At 73.9% G+C, this 16,953-nt stretch carries 16 protein-coding genes; 11 read left to right on the top strand and 5 right to left on the bottom strand.

The window, feature by feature from the left end:
* Window positions 1-30: 30 nt before the first annotated feature.
* From ABLM29_RS17610 to ABLM29_RS17595, 4 genes are all read left to right on the top strand, one after another.
* Window positions 31-1,002 (top strand): hypothetical protein, encoded by a 972-nt coding sequence (locus ABLM29_RS17610; RefSeq protein ID WP_349715697.1) that lies wholly within the window; start codon window positions 31-33, stop codon window positions 1,000-1,002.
* A gap of 4 nt (window positions 1,003-1,006) precedes the next feature.
* Entirely contained in the window at window positions 1,007-1,630 is a 624-nt protein-coding gene (locus ABLM29_RS17605; RefSeq protein ID WP_349715695.1) for a maleylpyruvate isomerase family mycothiol-dependent enzyme, read from the top strand.
* Between the two features lie 106 nt (window positions 1,631-1,736).
* Complete coding sequence (locus ABLM29_RS17600) at window positions 1,737-2,483, top strand: ABC transporter ATP-binding protein (RefSeq protein WP_349715721.1); 747 nt, start codon at window positions 1,737-1,739, stop codon at window positions 2,481-2,483.
* 9 nt (window positions 2,484-2,492) lie between these two features.
* A complete protein-coding gene (locus ABLM29_RS17595; protein ID WP_349715693.1) occupies window positions 2,493-5,003 on the top strand; it encodes an ABC transporter permease in 2,511 nt (836 codons plus the stop codon).
* Window positions 5,004-5,020: 17 nt separating this feature from the next.
* Here the strand turns inward: ABLM29_RS17595 and ABLM29_RS17590 are convergent, their stop codons facing one another.
* A complete protein-coding gene (locus ABLM29_RS17590) occupies window positions 5,021-6,193 on the bottom strand; it encodes a cysteine--tRNA ligase (protein WP_349715691.1) in 1,173 nt (390 codons plus the stop codon).
* Window positions 6,194-6,273: 80 nt separating this feature from the next.
* Between ABLM29_RS17590 and ABLM29_RS17585 the strand changes: the two genes are divergently transcribed.
* Window positions 6,274-6,411, top strand: coding sequence for a hypothetical protein (locus tag ABLM29_RS17585; RefSeq protein WP_349715689.1), 138 nt, complete (start codon window positions 6,274-6,276; stop codon window positions 6,409-6,411).
* A 114-nt stretch (window positions 6,412-6,525) separates the two neighbouring features.
* Here ABLM29_RS17585 and ABLM29_RS17580 read toward each other — a convergent pair whose 3' ends face one another.
* Window positions 6,526-7,890, bottom strand: coding sequence for an MBL fold metallo-hydrolase (locus ABLM29_RS17580; RefSeq protein WP_349715687.1), 1,365 nt, complete (start codon window positions 7,888-7,890; stop codon window positions 6,526-6,528).
* A 169-nt stretch (window positions 7,891-8,059) separates the two neighbouring features.
* Here ABLM29_RS17580 and ABLM29_RS17575 point away from each other — a divergent pair, with 169 nt between their 5' ends.
* From ABLM29_RS17575 to bfr, 5 genes are all read left to right on the top strand, one after another.
* Entirely contained in the window at window positions 8,060-8,854 is a 795-nt protein-coding gene (locus ABLM29_RS17575) for a GntR family transcriptional regulator (protein WP_349715686.1), read from the top strand.
* Entirely contained in the window at window positions 8,851-9,213 is a 363-nt protein-coding gene (locus tag ABLM29_RS17570) for a rhodanese-like domain-containing protein (RefSeq protein ID WP_349715685.1), read from the top strand. Before ABLM29_RS17575 ends, ABLM29_RS17570 begins: the two co-directional genes overlap by 4 nt.
* A 5-nt stretch (window positions 9,214-9,218) precedes the next feature.
* Window positions 9,219-10,424: a TSUP family transporter gene (locus ABLM29_RS17565; RefSeq protein ID WP_349715684.1), complete on the top strand. Its 1,206-nt coding sequence runs from the start codon at window positions 9,219-9,221 to the stop codon at window positions 10,422-10,424.
* Window positions 10,425-10,528: 104 nt separating this feature from the next.
* A complete protein-coding gene (locus tag ABLM29_RS17560) occupies window positions 10,529-10,732 on the top strand; it encodes a (2Fe-2S)-binding protein (RefSeq protein ID WP_349715682.1) in 204 nt (67 codons plus the stop codon).
* Window positions 10,733-10,742: 10 nt separating this feature from the next.
* Window positions 10,743-11,207 (top strand): bacterioferritin, encoded by a 465-nt coding sequence (gene bfr, locus ABLM29_RS17555; protein ID WP_349715680.1) that lies wholly within the window; start codon window positions 10,743-10,745, stop codon window positions 11,205-11,207.
* A gap of 86 nt (window positions 11,208-11,293) precedes the next feature.
* Here the strand turns inward: bfr and ABLM29_RS17550 are convergent, their stop codons facing one another.
* Together ABLM29_RS17550 and ABLM29_RS17545 are read right to left on the bottom strand one after the other, a co-directional pair.
* Window positions 11,294-12,646: an aspartate aminotransferase family protein gene (locus tag ABLM29_RS17550; protein ID WP_349715678.1), complete on the bottom strand. Its 1,353-nt coding sequence runs from the start codon at window positions 12,644-12,646 to the stop codon at window positions 11,294-11,296.
* Between the two features lie 10 nt (window positions 12,647-12,656).
* On the bottom strand, window positions 12,657-14,195 hold the full coding sequence (locus ABLM29_RS17545) for a CoA-acylating methylmalonate-semialdehyde dehydrogenase (protein WP_349715677.1): 1,539 nt from the start codon (window positions 14,193-14,195) through the stop codon (window positions 12,657-12,659).
* Between the two features lie 138 nt (window positions 14,196-14,333).
* Here ABLM29_RS17545 and ABLM29_RS17540 point away from each other — a divergent pair, with 138 nt between their 5' ends.
* Window positions 14,334-15,953: a PucR family transcriptional regulator gene (locus ABLM29_RS17540; protein WP_349715676.1), complete on the top strand. Its 1,620-nt coding sequence runs from the start codon at window positions 14,334-14,336 to the stop codon at window positions 15,951-15,953.
* 8 nt (window positions 15,954-15,961) lie between these two features.
* Here the strand turns inward: ABLM29_RS17540 and ABLM29_RS17535 are convergent.
* On the bottom strand, window positions 15,962-16,953 hold a 992-nt coding region (locus tag ABLM29_RS17535; RefSeq protein WP_349715674.1), incomplete at its 5' end, for an ABC-2 transporter permease.

Raw genomic sequence — 16,953 nt, 5'->3', positions numbered from 1 at the left:
CCGGACGGTCGCGGCGGAGGGGAGGCGGGGATGGAGCACGACCGGACGCCGCGGGTGAACCGGGTCGCGCTCCGCCTCATCCGGTCACCGTGGGGCCGCCTCGTCGACGGTCACCTGACGGCGCTGCGCTACGTCTCCGCCGCCGGCCGCACCGTCGTGCTGCCCGTGCAGTGGGAGCGTGACGCGGGCGGCGCCGACCTCGTGTCGGGGCAGGCCAGCCAGAAGCGCTGGTGGCGCCACTTCCGGGCGCCCGCCGCGGTGGAGGTCTGGGCGGACGGTGGGTGGCGGGCCGGCACCGCGCACGTCGTCGAGCACCGGCCGGGCGACCTGGTCGCGATCCGGATCAGCGCCGACCTCGGGCCGCGGGCGGCGCTGGACCGGCGTACCTTCCTCCGGCTGTGGATCGCCCTGGTCACCCTCACCGAGGCGCTCGGCTTCGCGGTGCCGGCCGTCGTCGGCGCCGCCCTCGCCGACGCCGCGTGGCCGGTGGTGCTCGCCGCCCTGCTGGCCGCCGGGGCGGTCGAGGGGACGCTGCTCGGCGCCGGCCAGGCCACGGTGCTGCGGCGCCTGCTGCCCGGGCTCGACCCCGGCCGCTGGACCCGGCTGACGGCGCTCGCCGCCGTGGTCGCGTACGCGCTCGGGATGGCGCCCTCGACCTGGGCGTCGCCGCTGTTCGAGGAGCCGTCCGGCGCGGCCTGGGCCGCGGCGGGGATCGGGGGCGTCCTGCTGCTCGCGTCCATCGGCGGCGCCCAGTGGCTCGAGCTGCGCCTCCACCTCCGCCGCGCGTGGCGCTGGGTGGTCGCGACGGCGGTGGCGTGGCTGGTCGCGCTCGGCGCGTTCCTCCTCATCGCGACGCCCCTGTGGCGGCCAGGCCAGTCGCTGCCCGTGGCGGTCCTCGTCGGCGTCGTCGCCGGCGTGGTGATGGCGGCGGTCCAGGCCACCGTCACCGGGCTGGCGATGGACCGGATGGTTGCGCGCGGGGGCGCCGACGGCGTTCGCTGAACCCATGAGCCACACGCTGGAGACACGGATCGCCTGGGCGGCCGAGGGCACCGGGGTGGTCACCACCGCGGTCGCGGCCCTGGGCGAGGAGGAGATGTCGGCGCCGAGCGTGCTGCCGGGTTGGAGCCGCAAGCACGTGGTCGCCCACGTCGCCCTCAACGCGGAGGCGCTGGGCCGCCTCACGCACTGGGCCCGCACCGGGGAGCCGACCCCGATGTACGTCTCCCGGGAGCAGCGCGCCGCCGACATCGAGGCCGGGGCGCAGCGGCCGGCCGCCGAGCTCGCCGAGTGGGCCGCCGCCTCCGCCGCGGCCCTCGCCGACGCCTGGGCCGAGCTGACCGACAAGCAGTGGCGCGCCGAGGTGGTCACCCGCGGCAACCGGACGATCACCGCCGACCTGATCCCGTGGCTGCGCTCGCGGGAGGTCTGGATCCACGCCGTCGACCTGGGCGCCGACGTCGGGTTCGCCGACCTGCCGGAGCCCTTCCTCGCGGCGCTGGTCGAGGAGATCCGGGACCAGCGCGACCTGGCGGAGCTGCCCGAGGGGCCGCTGCCCGAGGTGGCCGCCTACCTGTCGGGGCGCCCGCACGCGCTGGTCGGGGTGCCCGACCTCGGCGCCTGGCTCTGAGGCCAGCCTGGCCGAATGCCTTCCCGAGTGCGCCGATTCACGGCAGGGTGATGCCCGGACCCGCACGACCGTCGACCGGCCCCAGGCCGCGGCCCCCAGGAGGCCCATCGTGACCACGGCAGAAGCGACCCGAGTGGCGGCCCGGGCCGTCGAGGCCCGCAAGACCTACGGCACCGGGGAGGCCGCGGTGCACGCCCTCGCCGGCGTGACGGTCGACTTCCCGCAGGCGGAGTTCACCGCGATCATGGGCCCGTCCGGCTCGGGGAAGAGCACGCTGATGCAGTGCGTCGCCGGGCTCGACCGGCTCACCTCCGGCTCCGCCTTCATCGGCGAGACCGACATCTCCGAGCTCAGCAAGAACGACCTCACGCTGCTGCGGCGCGACCGGCTCGGGTTCATCTTCCAGCAGTACAACCTGATCCCGTCGCTGACCGCGCGGGAGAACATCCTGCTGCCGCTGACCCTGGCCGGCACCAAGGCGGACCAGGAGTGGTTCGACACGGTGGTGTCCACGGTCAACCTGGGCGACCGGCTCGGCAACCTGCCCAGCCAGCTCTCCGGCGGCCAGCAGCAGCGCGTCGCCGTCGCCCGCGCCCTCGTGCCGCGGCCCGACATCATCTTCGCCGACGAGCCGACCGGCGCCCTGGACTCCCGCACCGGCATCGAGATCCTCACCTTCATGCGGCGCGCGGTCGACGACACCGGGCAGACGATCGTGATGGTCACCCACGACCCGCACGCCGCGTCGTACGCGAACGAGGTGCTGTTCCTGGAGGACGGCCAGATCGTCGACTCCATGGAGGCCCCCACCGCCGACCGGGTGCTGGACCGGATGAAGCGCTTCGAGGGCTGAGGTCCGGGCATGCTCACGCTCGTCCTCAGCAGCGTCCGGCACAACCTCGGGCGCTACCTCGCCACCCTGGTCGCGATCATCACCGGCGTCGGCTTCTACACCGCGGTCGGCTTCATCTCCGACCGCGTCATCGACTCCTTCGAGGGCGACGTCGACACGCAGTACGGCGCGGTCTCGGTCGCCGTGATCCCCGACGACTCGCTGGAGGTCGACAACGCCACGGCCACCGACGGCCAGCTGCGGGTGCCGCAGCGCGCCGTGGACGCGCTGCTCGACCTGCCCGGGATCGACGGCGGCGCCGGGATCGTCACCGGCACCGTCGGCTTCCTCGGCGACGACGGCGCGGCCTTCGCCAGCAACACCACCGGCCGCCTCTGGGTCACCGACGAGGAGCTCAACCCGCTCACCGTCGAGGACGGCGAGGCGCCGACCGGCACCGGCGAGATCGCGGTCGACCAGGGCCTCGCCGAGGACGAGGGATTCGCCGTCGGCGACGAGGTCACGCTGCTCACCCTCGCCGGACCGGAGCCGGTGACCATCGTCGGCATCACCTCCTTCGGCAACTCCGACGCCATCGACAGCAGCGGCACGGTCTCGATCAGCCCCGACGACGCGTTCGACTGGCTCAACGACGGCCACACCAGCTACGAGACCTACTACCTGCGCGGCTCGGACGCGGAGGCCGACCTGGTCGACGAGGCGCAGGACGTGGTCCCCGCCGGGTTCCAGGCCCAGAGCGGCGACGACTTCCGTGCCGACCAGCGCCAGAGCGCGGGCTCGTTCGGCAAGGTGCTCAAGCAGGGCCTGCAGGCGTTCGCGATCCTCGCCCTGCTCGTCGGCGGGTTCGTCATCTACAACACCTTCAGCGTGATCGTCGCCCAGCGCCTGCGCGAGCTCGCGGTGCTGGCCGCGATCGGCGCCACCCCGCGCCAGCTCAAGCGCTCGCTGCGCACCGAGGGCCTGGTGATCGGTGTGGTCGGCTCCGTGCTCGGCGTCGTCGCCGGCTTCGCGCTGACCCTGCTCCTCGACCTCGCGCTGCGCATCACCGGCGGCAGCCTGCCCGGCAGCGCCACCACGATCGGGGTCGCCAACGTCCTCGGCGGGCTGCTGCTGGGCACGATCATCACGGTGCTGTCGGTGATGATCCCGGCGCGACGGGCGGCGAGGACCGAGCCGATCGAGGCGATGCGCGACGCGGCCGTGGAGAGCAACGTGCTCAGCCGCACCCGCGGCCTGATCGCCCTGGCCCTGGTCCTGCTCGGCCTGGCCGGCATGGCGTTCGGCGGCGGGCTGTGGACCATCGGCGGCGGCATCCTCGCCTTCATGGCCGGCCTCTTCGTCGGCGCACCCCACCTCGCCAAGGGCGGCGCCCGGCTGGCCCGGCCCCTGCTCTCCCGGTTCGGGCTCGAGGGCCGGCTCGCCGTCGACAACTCGATCCGCAACCCCAAGCGCACCGCGACCACGTCGAACGCGCTGCTGATCGGCGTCTTCCTGGTGACGCTCGTCGGCGTCGCCGGCACCAGCATGAAGGACTTCGCGGTCGGGGAGATCAACAAGCTCCAGTCCGCCGACTACATCGTGACCAGCACCGGTGGCAGCGTCGACGACGACCTGATCGCGCAGTTCGAGGAGGTCCCCGACGTCGAGCAGGTCGTGCCCTTCCGCCGCGAGCCCGTCCTGGTCGGGGGCGAGGTGATGCCGATCAGCTCCGGCGACGTCGACGCCATCGCCGACGTCTCCGACATCAAGGTCGAGGTCGGCAGCCTCGACGACCTCGGCCCGGGCACCATCGCGCTGCTCGACCTCGGCCAGGCCGACGCGCCCTGGGTGGGCGACACGGTGAGCGTCGAGGACACCGACGGGCAGCGCTCCGACCTCACGGTCGTGGCGCTCCTGGAGCCCAGCCTCGACGCCGCCCAGGCTGGCAGCATCGTCGACCAGGCGACCTTCGAGGACCTGGTCGGCGACGTCGCGCCGACGGTCGCCTTCATCGACGTGGCCTCCGGCGCCCAGTCCGAGACCAAGCGCGACATCGAGGACATCGCCGACCTGCGGCCCGACATCACCGTCCAGCCCGGGAACGCCATCGGTCAGCTCGTCGGCACCATCTTCGACTTCATCATCAAGGCGGTCACCGGCCTGCTGCTGATGAGCGTGATCATCGCCCTGATCGGCATCATCAACACGATGTCGCTCTCCATCCTGGAGCGTCGCCGCGAGCTCGGCCTGCTGCGCATCATCGGGATGACCGACGCCAAGGTCCGGCGGATGGTGACCCTGGAGTCGGTGCTGATCTCGCTGCTCGGCACGCTCAGCGGGCTGATCGCGGGGCTGGTCGTCTCCGTGCTGCTGGTGCTCTCGATCAACCGGCTCAGCACCGCCTCGGTGACGCCGAGCATCCCCGTGCTCGAACTGGTGCTGATCCTCGTCGCCGGCGTCCTGCTCGGGGTGCTCGCCGCGCTCGTGCCGGCGAGGCGGTCGACGAAGCTCGCCGTGCTGGACGCCGTCGCGGCGACCTGAGGCGCCGGTGGCCGGGGTCAGGCCAGGCGGAGCACGCTGATCAGGCGGCGGGCGGACTCCCCGCCCTGCTCCAGCGCCACCGCGACGGCGGCCGGTACGTCGAGGTCGGCACGCAGCGCGTCGTCGACCGCGACCGGGTCGCCGGCGCCGGGCTTGCTGGCCGCCGCGTACAGCGAGTCGAGCAGGTCCTGCGTCGCGGCGAGCGCGTCGGCGTCGAAGTCCCACGCGTCGGCGTACCGGCGGTGGAGGAGGTGCAGCCGCAGGGTCGCGGGCGCGACGTCGCGGAGGAGGTCGTCGACGAGCACCAGGTTGCCGGTGGACTTGGCCATCTTCTCGCCGTTGATGCGGACCTCGCCGACGTGCAGCACGGCCCGCGCGAACGGGGTGACCCGCGCGGCGGCCTCGACCATCGCCGACTGGTAGGCGTGGTGCGGGAAGGCCAGGTCCTCGCCGCCGACCAGCACGTCGACGCTCGGCCCGTGGACCGCCATCGCCATCGCGGCGCACTCGGCGTGCCAGCCGGGGCGGCCCCAGCCCCACGGGCTCGGCCACGCGGGCTGCTGGTCGGTGGAGGGGCGCCAGACCGCGACGTCGAAGGGGTCGGCCTTGGCGGGGTCGTCGGGCTGGTCGCCGTACGCGGCCGACAGCGCGAGCAGCCGCTCCCGGTCCAGGCCGGTGGCCTCGGCGACGCCGGCGCCGCGGAACCAGACGGTGCCCTCGCTCTCGTAGGCCGCGCCGGCGTCGAGCAGCGCCTGGGCGAGCTGGACCACGGCGTCGATGTGGTGGCGGGCGTGGGGCTGCTCGGTCGGCGTGGCCACCCGGAGTGCCCGCATCGACTGGTCGAAGATCGCCTCCTGCATCAGGGCGAGCTCGTCGAAGTGGTCGCCGCGCAGCCGGGCCGCGTCGAGCAGCACGTCGTCGACGTCGGTGACGTTACGACAGGTGCGCACCTCGGCGCCGGTGAGGTCGAGCGCGGTCGCCAGCACGTCGGCCCAGACGAACGTCGCCGCGTGGCCGAGGTGGGTGACGTCGTAGGGGGTGATGCCGCACACGTAGACCCGCGCGGACCCCGCCACGGGGAGCTCGGAGCCGCCGAGCGTGAGGTGGCGCGGCGCCGGGGCCGGCGCCCCCAGCCGCTGGGCGGCGTCGAAGACGGGCGAGGTCACGTGGCGCAGCGAGCGGAGCGGCATGGGTCCAGTCTCGCACCCCGGGCCCGTCCGCTCCGCGGGACCGGTCGGGCGGGCGCCCGGGGGTCTGTTCTCATGGTGCGGTGACCACGACCGCGCACGGGCAGCCGACGCAGCCGGCCGACCCCGCCGGGGCGCCGCGCCGTACCGGCCTGCGCCTGCGGATCGCGGCCCTGCTCCGGCTGGTGCGCGCCGCGCACGAGGAGCGCGTCCCCTTCTGAGCCTGTCGTGCCTCGGGCCGGCGCCAGGCCATCGTCACATGGATATTGGCCCCATTTTTCGCGTTTTTGGGGCCAATCCGCATGTGACGACGCCCCGCCGGCCAGCCGCCCCGCTCAGTTGAGCCCGAGCTCGGCCACCTGCGCGAAGTCGTCGTCGATCAGCGTCACGTCGTGGCCGGCGCGCGCGAGCAGGCTGGCCGCGATCGAGGCGCGGAAGCCGCTGGCGCAGTAGATCCACACGGGGGCGTCCGGCACCTCCTCCATCCGCACCAGGAGCGAGTGCAGCGGGAGGTGCAGCGAGTCGCGGACGGCGTCCTCGTGCCGCTCGTCGTCGCGGCGGGCGTCCAGCACCACGATCCCGGCGCGCTCCTCGGTCGAGAGCGCCGCGAGGTCGGCGAACGTCGCGCGCTCGTAGCTCTCCAGCTGGCCCGGGTCGGCGGCGAGGTCGGCCACCTCGCCCACCGCCGCACCGTCGGGGCGCTCGATGCCGATCCGGACCAGCTGCCGCTGCGCCGTCTCGATCTCCTCCGCGGAGTCGGCGATCAGGGTGAGCGCGCTCCCCCACGGCATCAGCCAGCCCAGGTACGTCGAGAACTGGTCGCCGATCTCGATCCCGACGCTGCCGGCCAGGTGCTGCCCGGCGTAGGCCGTCCGGCTGCGCAGGTCCACGACCCACTCCCCGGCCTCGATGCTCTTGCGCAGCTGCTCGGGGTCGACCGGTGCCGGCGGGCTGAGGTCGGCCGGGCCGGGGCCCTGCAGGTTCCGGGGCGCCATGTGCTTGTAGTACGCGGGGTAGGCGGTGAGGTTCGCGATCAGGGTCTCCACGAAGGAGTCCTCGTCGGGCGCGGTGAGGGCGTCGTTGCGCAGCCGCTCGTCCGCGATCGTCGAGGAGTCGCCGCCGGACGCCGAGCCCGAGGAGCAGAAGCTGCCGAAGCCGTGGGTGGGGAAGACGCGGACGTCGCCGGGCAGCTCGGCGAGCCGCCGAGCGGAGTGGAACTGCGCGCGGGTCAGCTCCTCGGTGCGGTCGGCGTCGACCAGGTCGGTGCGCCCCACGGAGCCGTAGAGCAGCGAGCCGCCGGTGAAGACCGCCGCCGGCTCCTCGGCGCCGGAGGCGTCCTCGACGAGGTAGGAGAGGTGGGTGACGGTGTGCCCCGGGGTGGCCAGCGCGGTGACCCGCAGCCCGCCGACCTCGTGGGTGTCGCCGTCGCCGACCGCCAGCCGGTCGAACTGGACCGGGTCCTCGCCGTTGACGAGGTAGTCCGCGCCGGTGCGCCGGGCGAGCTCGAAGCCGCCCGTGACGTAGTCGTTGTGGATGTGGGTCTCCACCACCGCCGCGCAGCGCAGGCCGCGGTCGGCGAGCGCCGCCTCCACGCGGTCGATGTCGCGCTGGGGGTCGACCACGATCGCGACCTCGCCGTCGTGGGCGACGTAGCTGCGGTCGCCGAGCTCACTGGTCTCGAGCACCTCTACCTGGAGCATGCGTCCCTCCGATCGGGAATGCGCCGCCCTCTTGCGGCGCTGTACGGATGTACGTACATTTACTGTAGGGCGTCGGGCCAACCCCCACAAGGCCCGTCGCCCACCCACCGACAGCCCACCCACCGACAGCCTGCCCAGCACGGCCCGGCACAACCCCGAGAGGAGCACCGTGGTCCCCGAGCACCCCCGCGCCCGGCCCGTCGACCGCACCAGCGCGCTGCCGCTGTGGGCGCAGGTCCAGTCCGACGTGGAGCGCCGGCTGCGCGCCGGCGAGTTCGTCGACTCCTTCCCGGGCGAGATGGCCCTCGTGGAGCAGTACGCCGTCAGCCGCCACACCGTGCGCGAGGCGCTGCGCCGCCTCCGGGAGAGCGGCCTGCTCGACGCGGGCCGGGGCCGCGCGCCGCGGGTGGCGAGCGCCGAGATCGCGCAGCCCCAGGGCACGCTCTACTCGATCTTCGCCTCGGCGCAGGAGACCGGCCACAGCCAGCGCAGCATCGTCCGCGCGCTCGACGCGCGCGCCGACGGCACCGTCGCCGCGCGGCTCGGCCTGGAGGAGTCCACCCCGCTGGTGTACCTCGAGCGGATCCGCCTGCTCGACGAGGAGCCGCTGGCGATGGACCGCGCCTGGCTCCCGGCCAGCATCGCCGCCCCCCTGCTCGAGGCCGACTTCACGCAGACCTCGCTCTACGGCGAGCTCAGCGCCCGCTGCGGCGTGCGCCTGACCGGCGGCCGCGAGGAGATCCGCGCCGCCGTGCCGACCACCGCCGAGCGCGTGCTGCTCGACATCCCCGACCGCACCGCCGCCCTGGTCATCGACCGCCTCGGCGAGCTCGGCGGCCGGCCCGTCGAGTGGCGCCAGACCGTCGTCCGCGGCGACCGCTTCGGCCTCGTCACCGACCTCACCCGCCCCCACCACCTGGAGGCCAGCGTCACCGCCGGCCGCCAGACGAGGAGACTCGCATGACCGACCAGCCCACCCCCGACACCGCCACCGACACCCACCAGATCGAGGACGTCGACCCGGCCCGCGCGCTCGCCCTGGCCGGCGAGGGCGCCCTGCTCCTCGACGTGCGCGAGGACGACGAGTGGGCGGCCGGGCACATCCCCGGCTCGGTTCACATGCGGCTCGGCGACCTCGACCCGTCGCGGGTCCCCGCCGGCGTACGGGTGGTCGCGGTGTGCCGCTCGGGCAGCCGCTCCCGGCGCGCCGCGACCATGCTGGCCACGGCCGGCTTCGACGTGGTGAACCTGGCCGGCGGCGTGATGGCCTGGCACGGCGCGGGCCTCGAGCTGACCCTCCCCGGCCACGGCCAGGACGGGTGACCTCGGTGCTCGACGCCACCCTGATCGAGGCGGTCCTGCTCGGCCTCGCCATCGGCGCCGTCCTCGGCGGCCTCGGCGGAGGCGGCGCGATCCTGACCGTCCCGGCACTGGTGTACCTGCTCGACCAGCCCGCCGCGGCGGCCACCACCGGCAGCCTCGTGATCGTCGGCGCCTCCGCGCTCAGCGGCGTCGCCTCCTACGTCGCCAGCCGCCAGGTGCGCTGGCGGGTCGGCCTGGTCTTCGGCCTGGTCGGACTGCCGGGCGCCTGGGTCGGCAGCCGGCTCAACCACAGCGTGGACGAGAACGTCCTGCTGCTCGGCTTCGCGGCGCTCATGGTGGTGGCCGCGGCTGCGATGGTCTCCGACCGGATCGGCGGGCGGCGGCGCGGCGCCCCCGACGAGCCGCCCGCGGCGCGCGGCGGCGGCTCGGTCTCGACCCTGGCCCGGACCGACGAGACCACCCGGACCTCCGCCTCTCCGGTCGCGGTCGCCGCCACGGCGCTCGGCGTCGGCCTGCTGACCGGCTTCTTCGGGGTCGGCGGCGGCTTCGTGGTCGTGCCCGCGCTGGTCGTCGTGCTCGGCCTGCCGCTGCCCGTCGCCGTCGGCACCTCGCTGATGATCGTGGCGATCAACTCCGGCACCTCCCTGCTGTCCAGGATCGGCGGCCCGTCGGTGGACTGGCAGGTCGTGGTCCCGTTCGCGCTGGCGGCGATGGTCGCCTCCGTGCTCGGCAAGCAGCTGGCGTCCCGGCTCCCGGCCCGCCAGCTGGCGATCGGGTTCGCGGCGCTGCTGGTCGCGGTCGCCGGCTACACCGCCTGGCAGAGCATCGACGCCCTCACCGCGGACGGCGGCAGCGGCACCAGCAGCGGCACCAGCAGCGTGGCTGCGCCGGCCGTCACCGACCCGACCGCGATCGTGACGCCCGCCCAGGCGGTCGCCGCCCTCGACGCGGGGGCGTTCGCGCTCGACGTACGGACCCCGGAGGAGTACGCCGCGGGCCACCTGGCCGGCGCGGCGAACCTGGACGTCAGCGGGCCCGACTTCGAGGCCGGGCTGGCCTCGCTGGACCGGGACGCGTCGTACGTCGTCTACTGCGCCTCGGGCAACCGGGCCGGCGGCGCGGTCGCCCGGATGCTCGACCTGGGCTTCACCGACGTGGTCAACGGCGGCGGTTTCGTCGACCTCGCCGCGGCGGGCGTGCCCACCGCCTGAGGTCCGATCCGGCGCGGAATGTGACGTCCGCCACTTGAATTGGCGCTCCGGAGATAGCGAGGTTACCCTTACCTCACTTCCCCCACGAACCGCCGGAGCGCACCTTGATCGTCTGCCACTGTCGCGTCGTCAGCGACCGTGACGTCACCGAGGCGATCAGCGACGGGGCGCGCACGACGGCGGCGGTCTGCCGCCGTACCGGCGCCGCCCAAGACTGTGGGACGTGCATCTTCACAGTGAAGGCTCTGGTGTGTGAACATCAGGAGGTCGAGCAGACCATCCTGGAGGTCGAAGGTGCAGCCAGTTGATGCGCGAGTCGTGGAGCTCCTGAACGACGCCCTGACGTTCGAGCTCACCGTCACCAACACCTACTTCCTGCACGCCCGCATGCTGGAGAACTGGGGCCTGGGCAAGCTCGGGAAGGTCTTCTACGACCTCTCGATCGACGAGATGAAGGACGCCGACGACCTGATCAACCGGGTCCTGCTCTTCGACGGCCACCCCAACGTGCAGAAGCTCAACGCGATCACCGTCGGCGAGACCGCCGAGGAGATGCTCACCCTGGCGCTGGCCAGCGAGCGCGCGGCCGTCGCCCAGTTCAACGCCTCCGCCCAGGAGTGCCACGACCTCGGCGACCACGGCACCGCGAACGTCTTCGAGGAGATGGTCCGCGACGAGGAGAAGCACGCCGACTGGTTCGAGAGCCAGCTCGACGCGATCGAGCGGGTCGGGCTCCAGCAGTACCTGGCGCAGCAGGTCGAGGCCGGCTCCGGACCGGAGTAGTCCGCGGGTCGGACTCTCGCCGCGTCACATGGATCCTGGCCCCTTCCACCGGCGTGTCGGGGGCCAGAATCCATGTGACGACGGGCTCAGGCGCCGGCCACCTCGGTGAGGGCCCGGTCCAGGACCGCCAGGCCCTCGCGGGCCTCCGCGAACGAGGTGGTCAGCGGCGGCACCGTGTGGATGCGGTTGAAGTTCACGAACGGGAGCATCCCGCCGCCCACGCACGCCTTGGTCAGCGCCGCCATCTCCGGGCTGCTGCCGCCGTACGGCGCCAGCGGCTCCTTGGTCGCACGGTCGCTGACCAGCTCGACGGCCCAGAAGGCGCCGACGCCGCGGACCTCGCCGATCCACTCGTGCTTCTCCGCGAGCGCCCGCAGGCCCGGACCGAAGACCTGCTCGCCCAGGGCGGCCGCGTGCTCGACGACGCCCTCGTCCTCCATCGCCTCGATGGTGGCCACCGCCGCCGCGCACGCCAGCGGGTGCCCGGAGTAGGTGAGCCCGCCGGGGTAGGCCCGGTCGGCGAAGGTCGAGTAGATCGCCTCGCTGATCGCCACGCCGCCCAGCGGCACGTAGCCGGAGTTCACGCCCTTGGCGAAGGTGATCAGGTCCGGTACGACGTCGGCGTGCTCGATCGCGAACCACCGCCCCGTTCGGCCGAAGCCGGCCATCACCTCGTCGGCGATGAGGACGATGCCGTACCTGTCGCACAGCTCCCGGACGCCGGCCAGGTAGCCCGGCGGCGGCACCATGATGCCGGCGGTGCCGGGGATCGACTCCAGGATGATCGCCGCGATGGTGCTCGCGCCCTCCAGCGCGATCACCTGCTCGAGGTGGGCCAGCGCGCGCTGGCACTCCTCCTCCTCGGTGGTCGCGTTGAACGGGCTGCGGTACAGGAACGGCCCGAAGAAGTGCACGTTGCCGGTCGAGCCGTTGTCGTTCGGCCAGCGGCGCGGGTCGCCCGTCACGTTGATGGCCAGCTGGGTGCCGCCGTGGTACGAGCGGTAGGTCGAGAGGACCTTGTGCTTGCCCGTGTGCAGCCGCGCCATCCGGATCGCGTGCTCGTTGGCGTCCGCGCCGCCGTTGGTGAAGAAGACGCGGTTCAGGTCGCCCGGGGTGTGCGACGCGATCAGCCGCGCGGCCTCGGAGCGGGCGCCGTTGACGTACGCCGGGGCGACGGTGCACAGCGTCGCCGCCTGCTCCCGGATGGCGGCCACGACGCGCGGGTGCTGGTGGCCGAGGTTGGTGAAGACCAGCTGGGAGGTGAAGTCCAGCAGCCGGTTGCCGTGGCGGTCCCACAGGTACGAGCCGTCGGCCTTGGTCACGACCATCGGGTCGAGCTGGGCCTGGGCGGACCAGGAGTGGAAGACGTGGGCCCGGTCGAGCTCGTAGGCGCGGTCGGGGTCGGTCAGGTCCTGGCGGAAGGTCGGGGTCGCGGTCATCTGCCCGGCCTCAGTCGTTCTGCGGGAAGCCCAGCTGCAGGCCACCCTCGGGTCGTGCGGACGGGTTGATCCAGCGCGAGGTCACGACCTTGGCGCGGGTGAAGAAGTGGACGCCCTCGGTGCCGTGGGCGTGGGTGTCGCCGAAGAGGGACTTCTTCCAGCCGCCGAAGGAGTAGTAGGCGACCGGCACCGGGACGGGCACGTTGACGCCGATCATGCCGACCTCGACGTCGTTCTCGAAGCGCCGGGCGGCGCCGCCGTCGTTGGTGAAGATCGCCGTGCCGTTGCCGTACTGGTTGGCGTTGATGAGCTCCAGCGCCTCGTCGTAGGACTTCACCCGCACGACGGCCAGGACCGGACCGAAGATCTCCTCGGTGTAGATGTCCATGTCGGTGGTGACGTGGTCGAAGAGGGTGGGGCCGACCCAGAAGCCGTCGGCCTCGCCGCGCGGCTGCACGTCGCGGCCGTCCACGACCACCTTCGCGCCGGCGGCCTCGCCGGAGTCGATGAAGCCCGCGACGCGGTCGCGGTGCGCCTGGGTCACCAGCGGGCCCATGTCGGCCTCGCGGCCGTCGCCGTCGGTGGTCGCGGCGGCGGCGCCGTCGCCGATCAGCAGGGTGCGGGTGCGGTCGGCGATCCGGGCGACGAGGTCGTCGGCGATCGGCTCGACGGCGACCAGCACGCTGACGGCCATGCAGCGCTCGCCGGCGGAGCCGTAGCCCGCGCTGACGGCGGCGTCGGCGGCCAGGTCGAGGTCGGCGTCGGGGAGGACGACCATGTGGTTCTTGGCGCCGCCGAGGGCCTGCACGCGCTTGCCGTGGCGGCTGGCCTCCTCGTAGACGTACTGCGCGATCGGGGTGGAGCCGACGAAGCTGATCGCGGCCACGTCCGGGGACTGCAGCAGCGCGTCGACGGCGACCTTGTCGCCCTGGAGCACGTTGAAGACGCCGTCGGGCAGACCGGCCTCCTTCCACAGCTCGGCCAGCCAGATCGCGGAGGACGGGTCCTTCTCGCTGGGCTTGAGGACGACGGTGTTGCCGGCCGCGATCGCGACCGGGAAGAACCACATCGGGACCATCGCCGGGAAGTTGAACGGGCTGATGATGCCGACGACGCCGAGCGGGGCGCGCTTGGAGTAGACGTCCACGCCGGTGGAGGCGGCGTCGGTGTGGCCGCCCTTGAGCAGGTGCGAGATGCCGCAGGCGACCTCGACGACCTCCTGGCCGCGGGCGATCTCGGCGAGTGCGTCGGAGTAGACCTTGCCGTGCTCGGCGGTGATCAGGTGGGCCAGCTCGCCCTTGCGGGCGTTGAGCAGCTCGCGGAAGTTGAAGATGACCTGGGTGCGGCGCGCGAGCGAGGTGTCCGCCCACGCCTTCGCGGCGCTCTTGGCGGCACCGATCACGGCGTCGGCGTCGGCGCGGCTGGCCAGGGCGACCTTGCCGGTCACGCGGCCGGTGGCCGGGTTGGTCACGTCGGCCCAGCTGTCGGAGGCACCCGCGAACGGGGCGCCGGCGGCCCAGTGGCCGATCTGGGGCAGGTCGGTGGTCATGCGTCTCTCCTTGCGTCGCTGAGGGCTCCATCCTGCTGCCCGGACCGCTCGGCAATGCCCTACGTTCTGTAGGATCGGAGAACATCTGCCGACGGAATGTCGGCAAGGATCCGCCACCGGACCCCAGGGAGGTACGGCGTGGGGACGCTCTCGGTCGCCGACGTGCTCGCGATGCCGGTGCTGCGCGCCGCGGGCCCGGTCGTGCTCGCCGGCGGCGACACCCTGGACCGCCCGGTGCGCTGGGTGCACGCCGCCGAGCTGGCCGACATCGCTCCCCTGCTCCGCGCCGGCGACCTGCTGCTCAGCACCGGCATCGCGATGCCCGACACAGCCACCGGTCTGGAGGCGTTCGCCGCCAGCCTCTCCGAGAGCGACGCGGCCGGACTGGTGATCGAGCTGGGCCGCCGCTGGGACAGCGTGCCGCAGTCGCTGGTCGCCGCGTGCGAGCGGCACGGGCTACCGCTGGTGGCGCTGCCCCGCGAGGTCCGGTTCGCCGCCGTCACCCAGAGCGTCGGCGAGCGGCTGGTCGACGAGCAGCTCGCCGAGCTCCGCGAGACCCAGCGGGTGCACGAGACGTTCACCGAGCTCAGCCTCGGCGAGGCCGGCCCGCGCGAGATCCTGGCCGCCGTGCAGCGGCTCGCCGGCGCCACGGTCGTGGTCGAGAGCGAGCAGCACCAGGTCCTCGACTACCGCGTCGGCCCCGACGACGAGGCGGGGTTCCTGTCCGGCTGGGCGGCCCGCTCCCGGACCGTCGCGCCCGAGGGGCGGACCGGCTGGGACCCGGCGAGCGGGTGGCTGGTCACCCGGATCGGCAAGCGCGAGCGCGGCTGGGGGCGGCTGGTCGTGCAGTCACCCGAGCCGCCCTCGCAGCGGCTCGTCGCGCTGACCGAGCGGGCCGCCGCCGCGCTCGCCCTGCACCGGCTGCACGACCGGCAGCGGGACGGCCTGCTCCGGCGTACCCACCACGAGCTGCTGCTCGGCCTGCTCACCGACCCCACCTCGGCGGACCTGCTGCGCCGCTGCGAGCTGGCCGGGCTGCCGACCGAGCGGCGCCGGCTGGTCGGGGTCAGCCTGCGCCCGCGGCGCGAGGGCGGCGTCGCCACGCCCGACGCCGCGCCGCCGGAGACCCTGGTGGACGAGGTGATCGCCGCGACGGTGCTCGCCGCGGACCAGCTCCGGGTACCGGCCCTGGTCTGCGAGGTCGAGCACGACGTCCGCGCGCTGCTCTCGCTGCCCACCACCGCGGACGCCGACCGGACCGTCGACGACCTGGCGGCCCGGGTGCTGCGCCGCTACGCGGTGACCGTGGGCGCCGGCCGTGCGGTCGACCGGGCCGCGACGGTCGACCGCACGCTGCGCGAGGCCCAGCACGTGGTGGAGTCGGTCCGCCCGGGCGGACCGGACGCCGAGGCGGGCGGCCCGCTGGTGCACCGGCTGGAGGACGTGCACCTGCGCGGCCTGCTCCGGATGCTCGGCGCCGACGAGCGGCTGACCCTCTTCGCCGCCCGCGAGCTGGACCCCCTGCGCGAGCACGACGCCGCGCACGGCACGCAGCTGCTGGCCACGCTGCGCGCCCTGCTGACCCACCCCGGCAGCAAGTCCGGGGCCGCGGCCAGCCTGCACGTCTCCCGCCCGGTCCTCTACGACCGGCTGGCCAAGGCCGGGCGCGTCCTCGGCGTCGACCTCGACGACCCCGACATCCGGGTCTCCCTGCACGTCGCGCTGGTGATCGACGAGGTCTCCTCCCCCACCCCCTGACCCGCGCTTCAGCCGGTGGCCACCGCAGGCGGCGCGGCGAACCTGCGGTGGCGGACGACCAGCAGCGCCAGCAGGCAGGAGCCCAGGCCCCAGACGACCAGCACCGCGACCACCCCGGGGAACGAGCCGCCGGACCCCCCGGCGACCAGCTGGCTGGTGGCGTCGACGTACGCCGGCAGCGGCAGCACCGCGTTGAGCAGCGGCATCGGCGCGGGCGCGGTCTCGATCGGCAGCACGTTGCCCAGCGCCGCAGCCTGGAGCAGCAGGAACAGGACGAAGGCGACGATCCCGGCGCGGCCGAAGGCCCACCGCAGGCTCACCCCGACCAGCGTGAAGGTGACCGCGGCCAGCACGGTCAGCAGCCCGAGCGCGACCGGGCTGGCGGCGCCGACGCCGACCAGGACGACCGCGATCAGCACCGCCACGCCCTGGAGGAGCGCCAGGCCGGTCGCCGGGCCGAGCTGCAGGGCGGTCAGCCGACGCGAGGAGACCGGCGTCGCCGACTGCCCCACCACCGGCCCGAGGCCGCGGCGCAGCACCCCGAGCAGCGCGGCCAGCCAGAGCACCACCCCGAGCACGACGCCGAGCAGCCACCCGTTGCCGTGGTCGGTGTTCGCCACCGACGTGGTCAGCGCCACCGGCTCGCTGACCACCCGCTTCAGGGCCTTCTCCTGCTGCTGGGAGTACGACGGGCTCTGGGCCGCGAGCTCGTCGAGGCCGGCGCTCAGCTGGTGGGCGCCCTCGTCGACCGAGGTCGCGCCGGAGCTCAGCGACGCGGCTCCGGAGGCGACCTCGGCGCCGGCACTCGCCGATTCGTCGGCACCCGAGGCGAGCCGCCCCGCGGCGGTGTCGAGCTCGGCGGTGCTGGTGGCCAGCGACGCCGCCCCGCGGTCCACGCCTACGGACGGCACCGCTCCCGCGAGCTCCTGGAGCAGTCGTTCGCCCAGTTCCAGGCGGACCGGGCCGTGGTCGGCCTGGCCCGGCAGCTGCGCAAGGCCGA

Origin of the sequence: Nocardioides sp. YIM 152588 (assembly GCF_040191335.1) — a bacterium.
Classification (GTDB): Bacteria; Actinomycetota; Actinomycetes; order Propionibacteriales; family Nocardioidaceae; genus Nocardioides.
This window is presented reverse-complemented; position numbering and strand designations above follow the sequence as displayed.

Bases quoted from the DNA above. Each gene is read 5' to 3' on its own strand.
- ABLM29_RS17605 (WP_349715695.1), top strand. From the start codon at position 1,007: ATGAGCCACACGCTGGAGACACGGATCGCCTGGGCGGCCGAGGGCACC.
- ABLM29_RS17595 (WP_349715693.1), top strand. From the start codon at position 2,493: ATGCTCACGCTCGTCCTCAGCAGCGTCCGGCACAACCTCGGGCGCTAC.
- ABLM29_RS17550 (WP_349715678.1), bottom strand. From the start codon at position 12,646: ATGACCGCGACCCCGACCTTCCGCCAGGACCTGACCGACCCCGACCGC.
- ABLM29_RS17610 (WP_349715697.1), top strand. From the start codon at position 31: ATGGAGCACGACCGGACGCCGCGGGTGAACCGGGTCGCGCTCCGCCTC.
- ABLM29_RS17580 (WP_349715687.1), bottom strand. From the start codon at position 7,890: ATGCTCCAGGTAGAGGTGCTCGAGACCAGTGAGCTCGGCGACCGCAGC.
- ABLM29_RS17570 (WP_349715685.1), top strand. From the start codon at position 8,851: ATGACCGACCAGCCCACCCCCGACACCGCCACCGACACCCACCAGATC.
- ABLM29_RS17590 (WP_349715691.1), bottom strand. From the start codon at position 6,193: ATGCCGCTCCGCTCGCTGCGCCACGTGACCTCGCCCGTCTTCGACGCC.
- ABLM29_RS17545 (WP_349715677.1), bottom strand. From the start codon at position 14,195: ATGACCACCGACCTGCCCCAGATCGGCCACTGGGCCGCCGGCGCCCCG.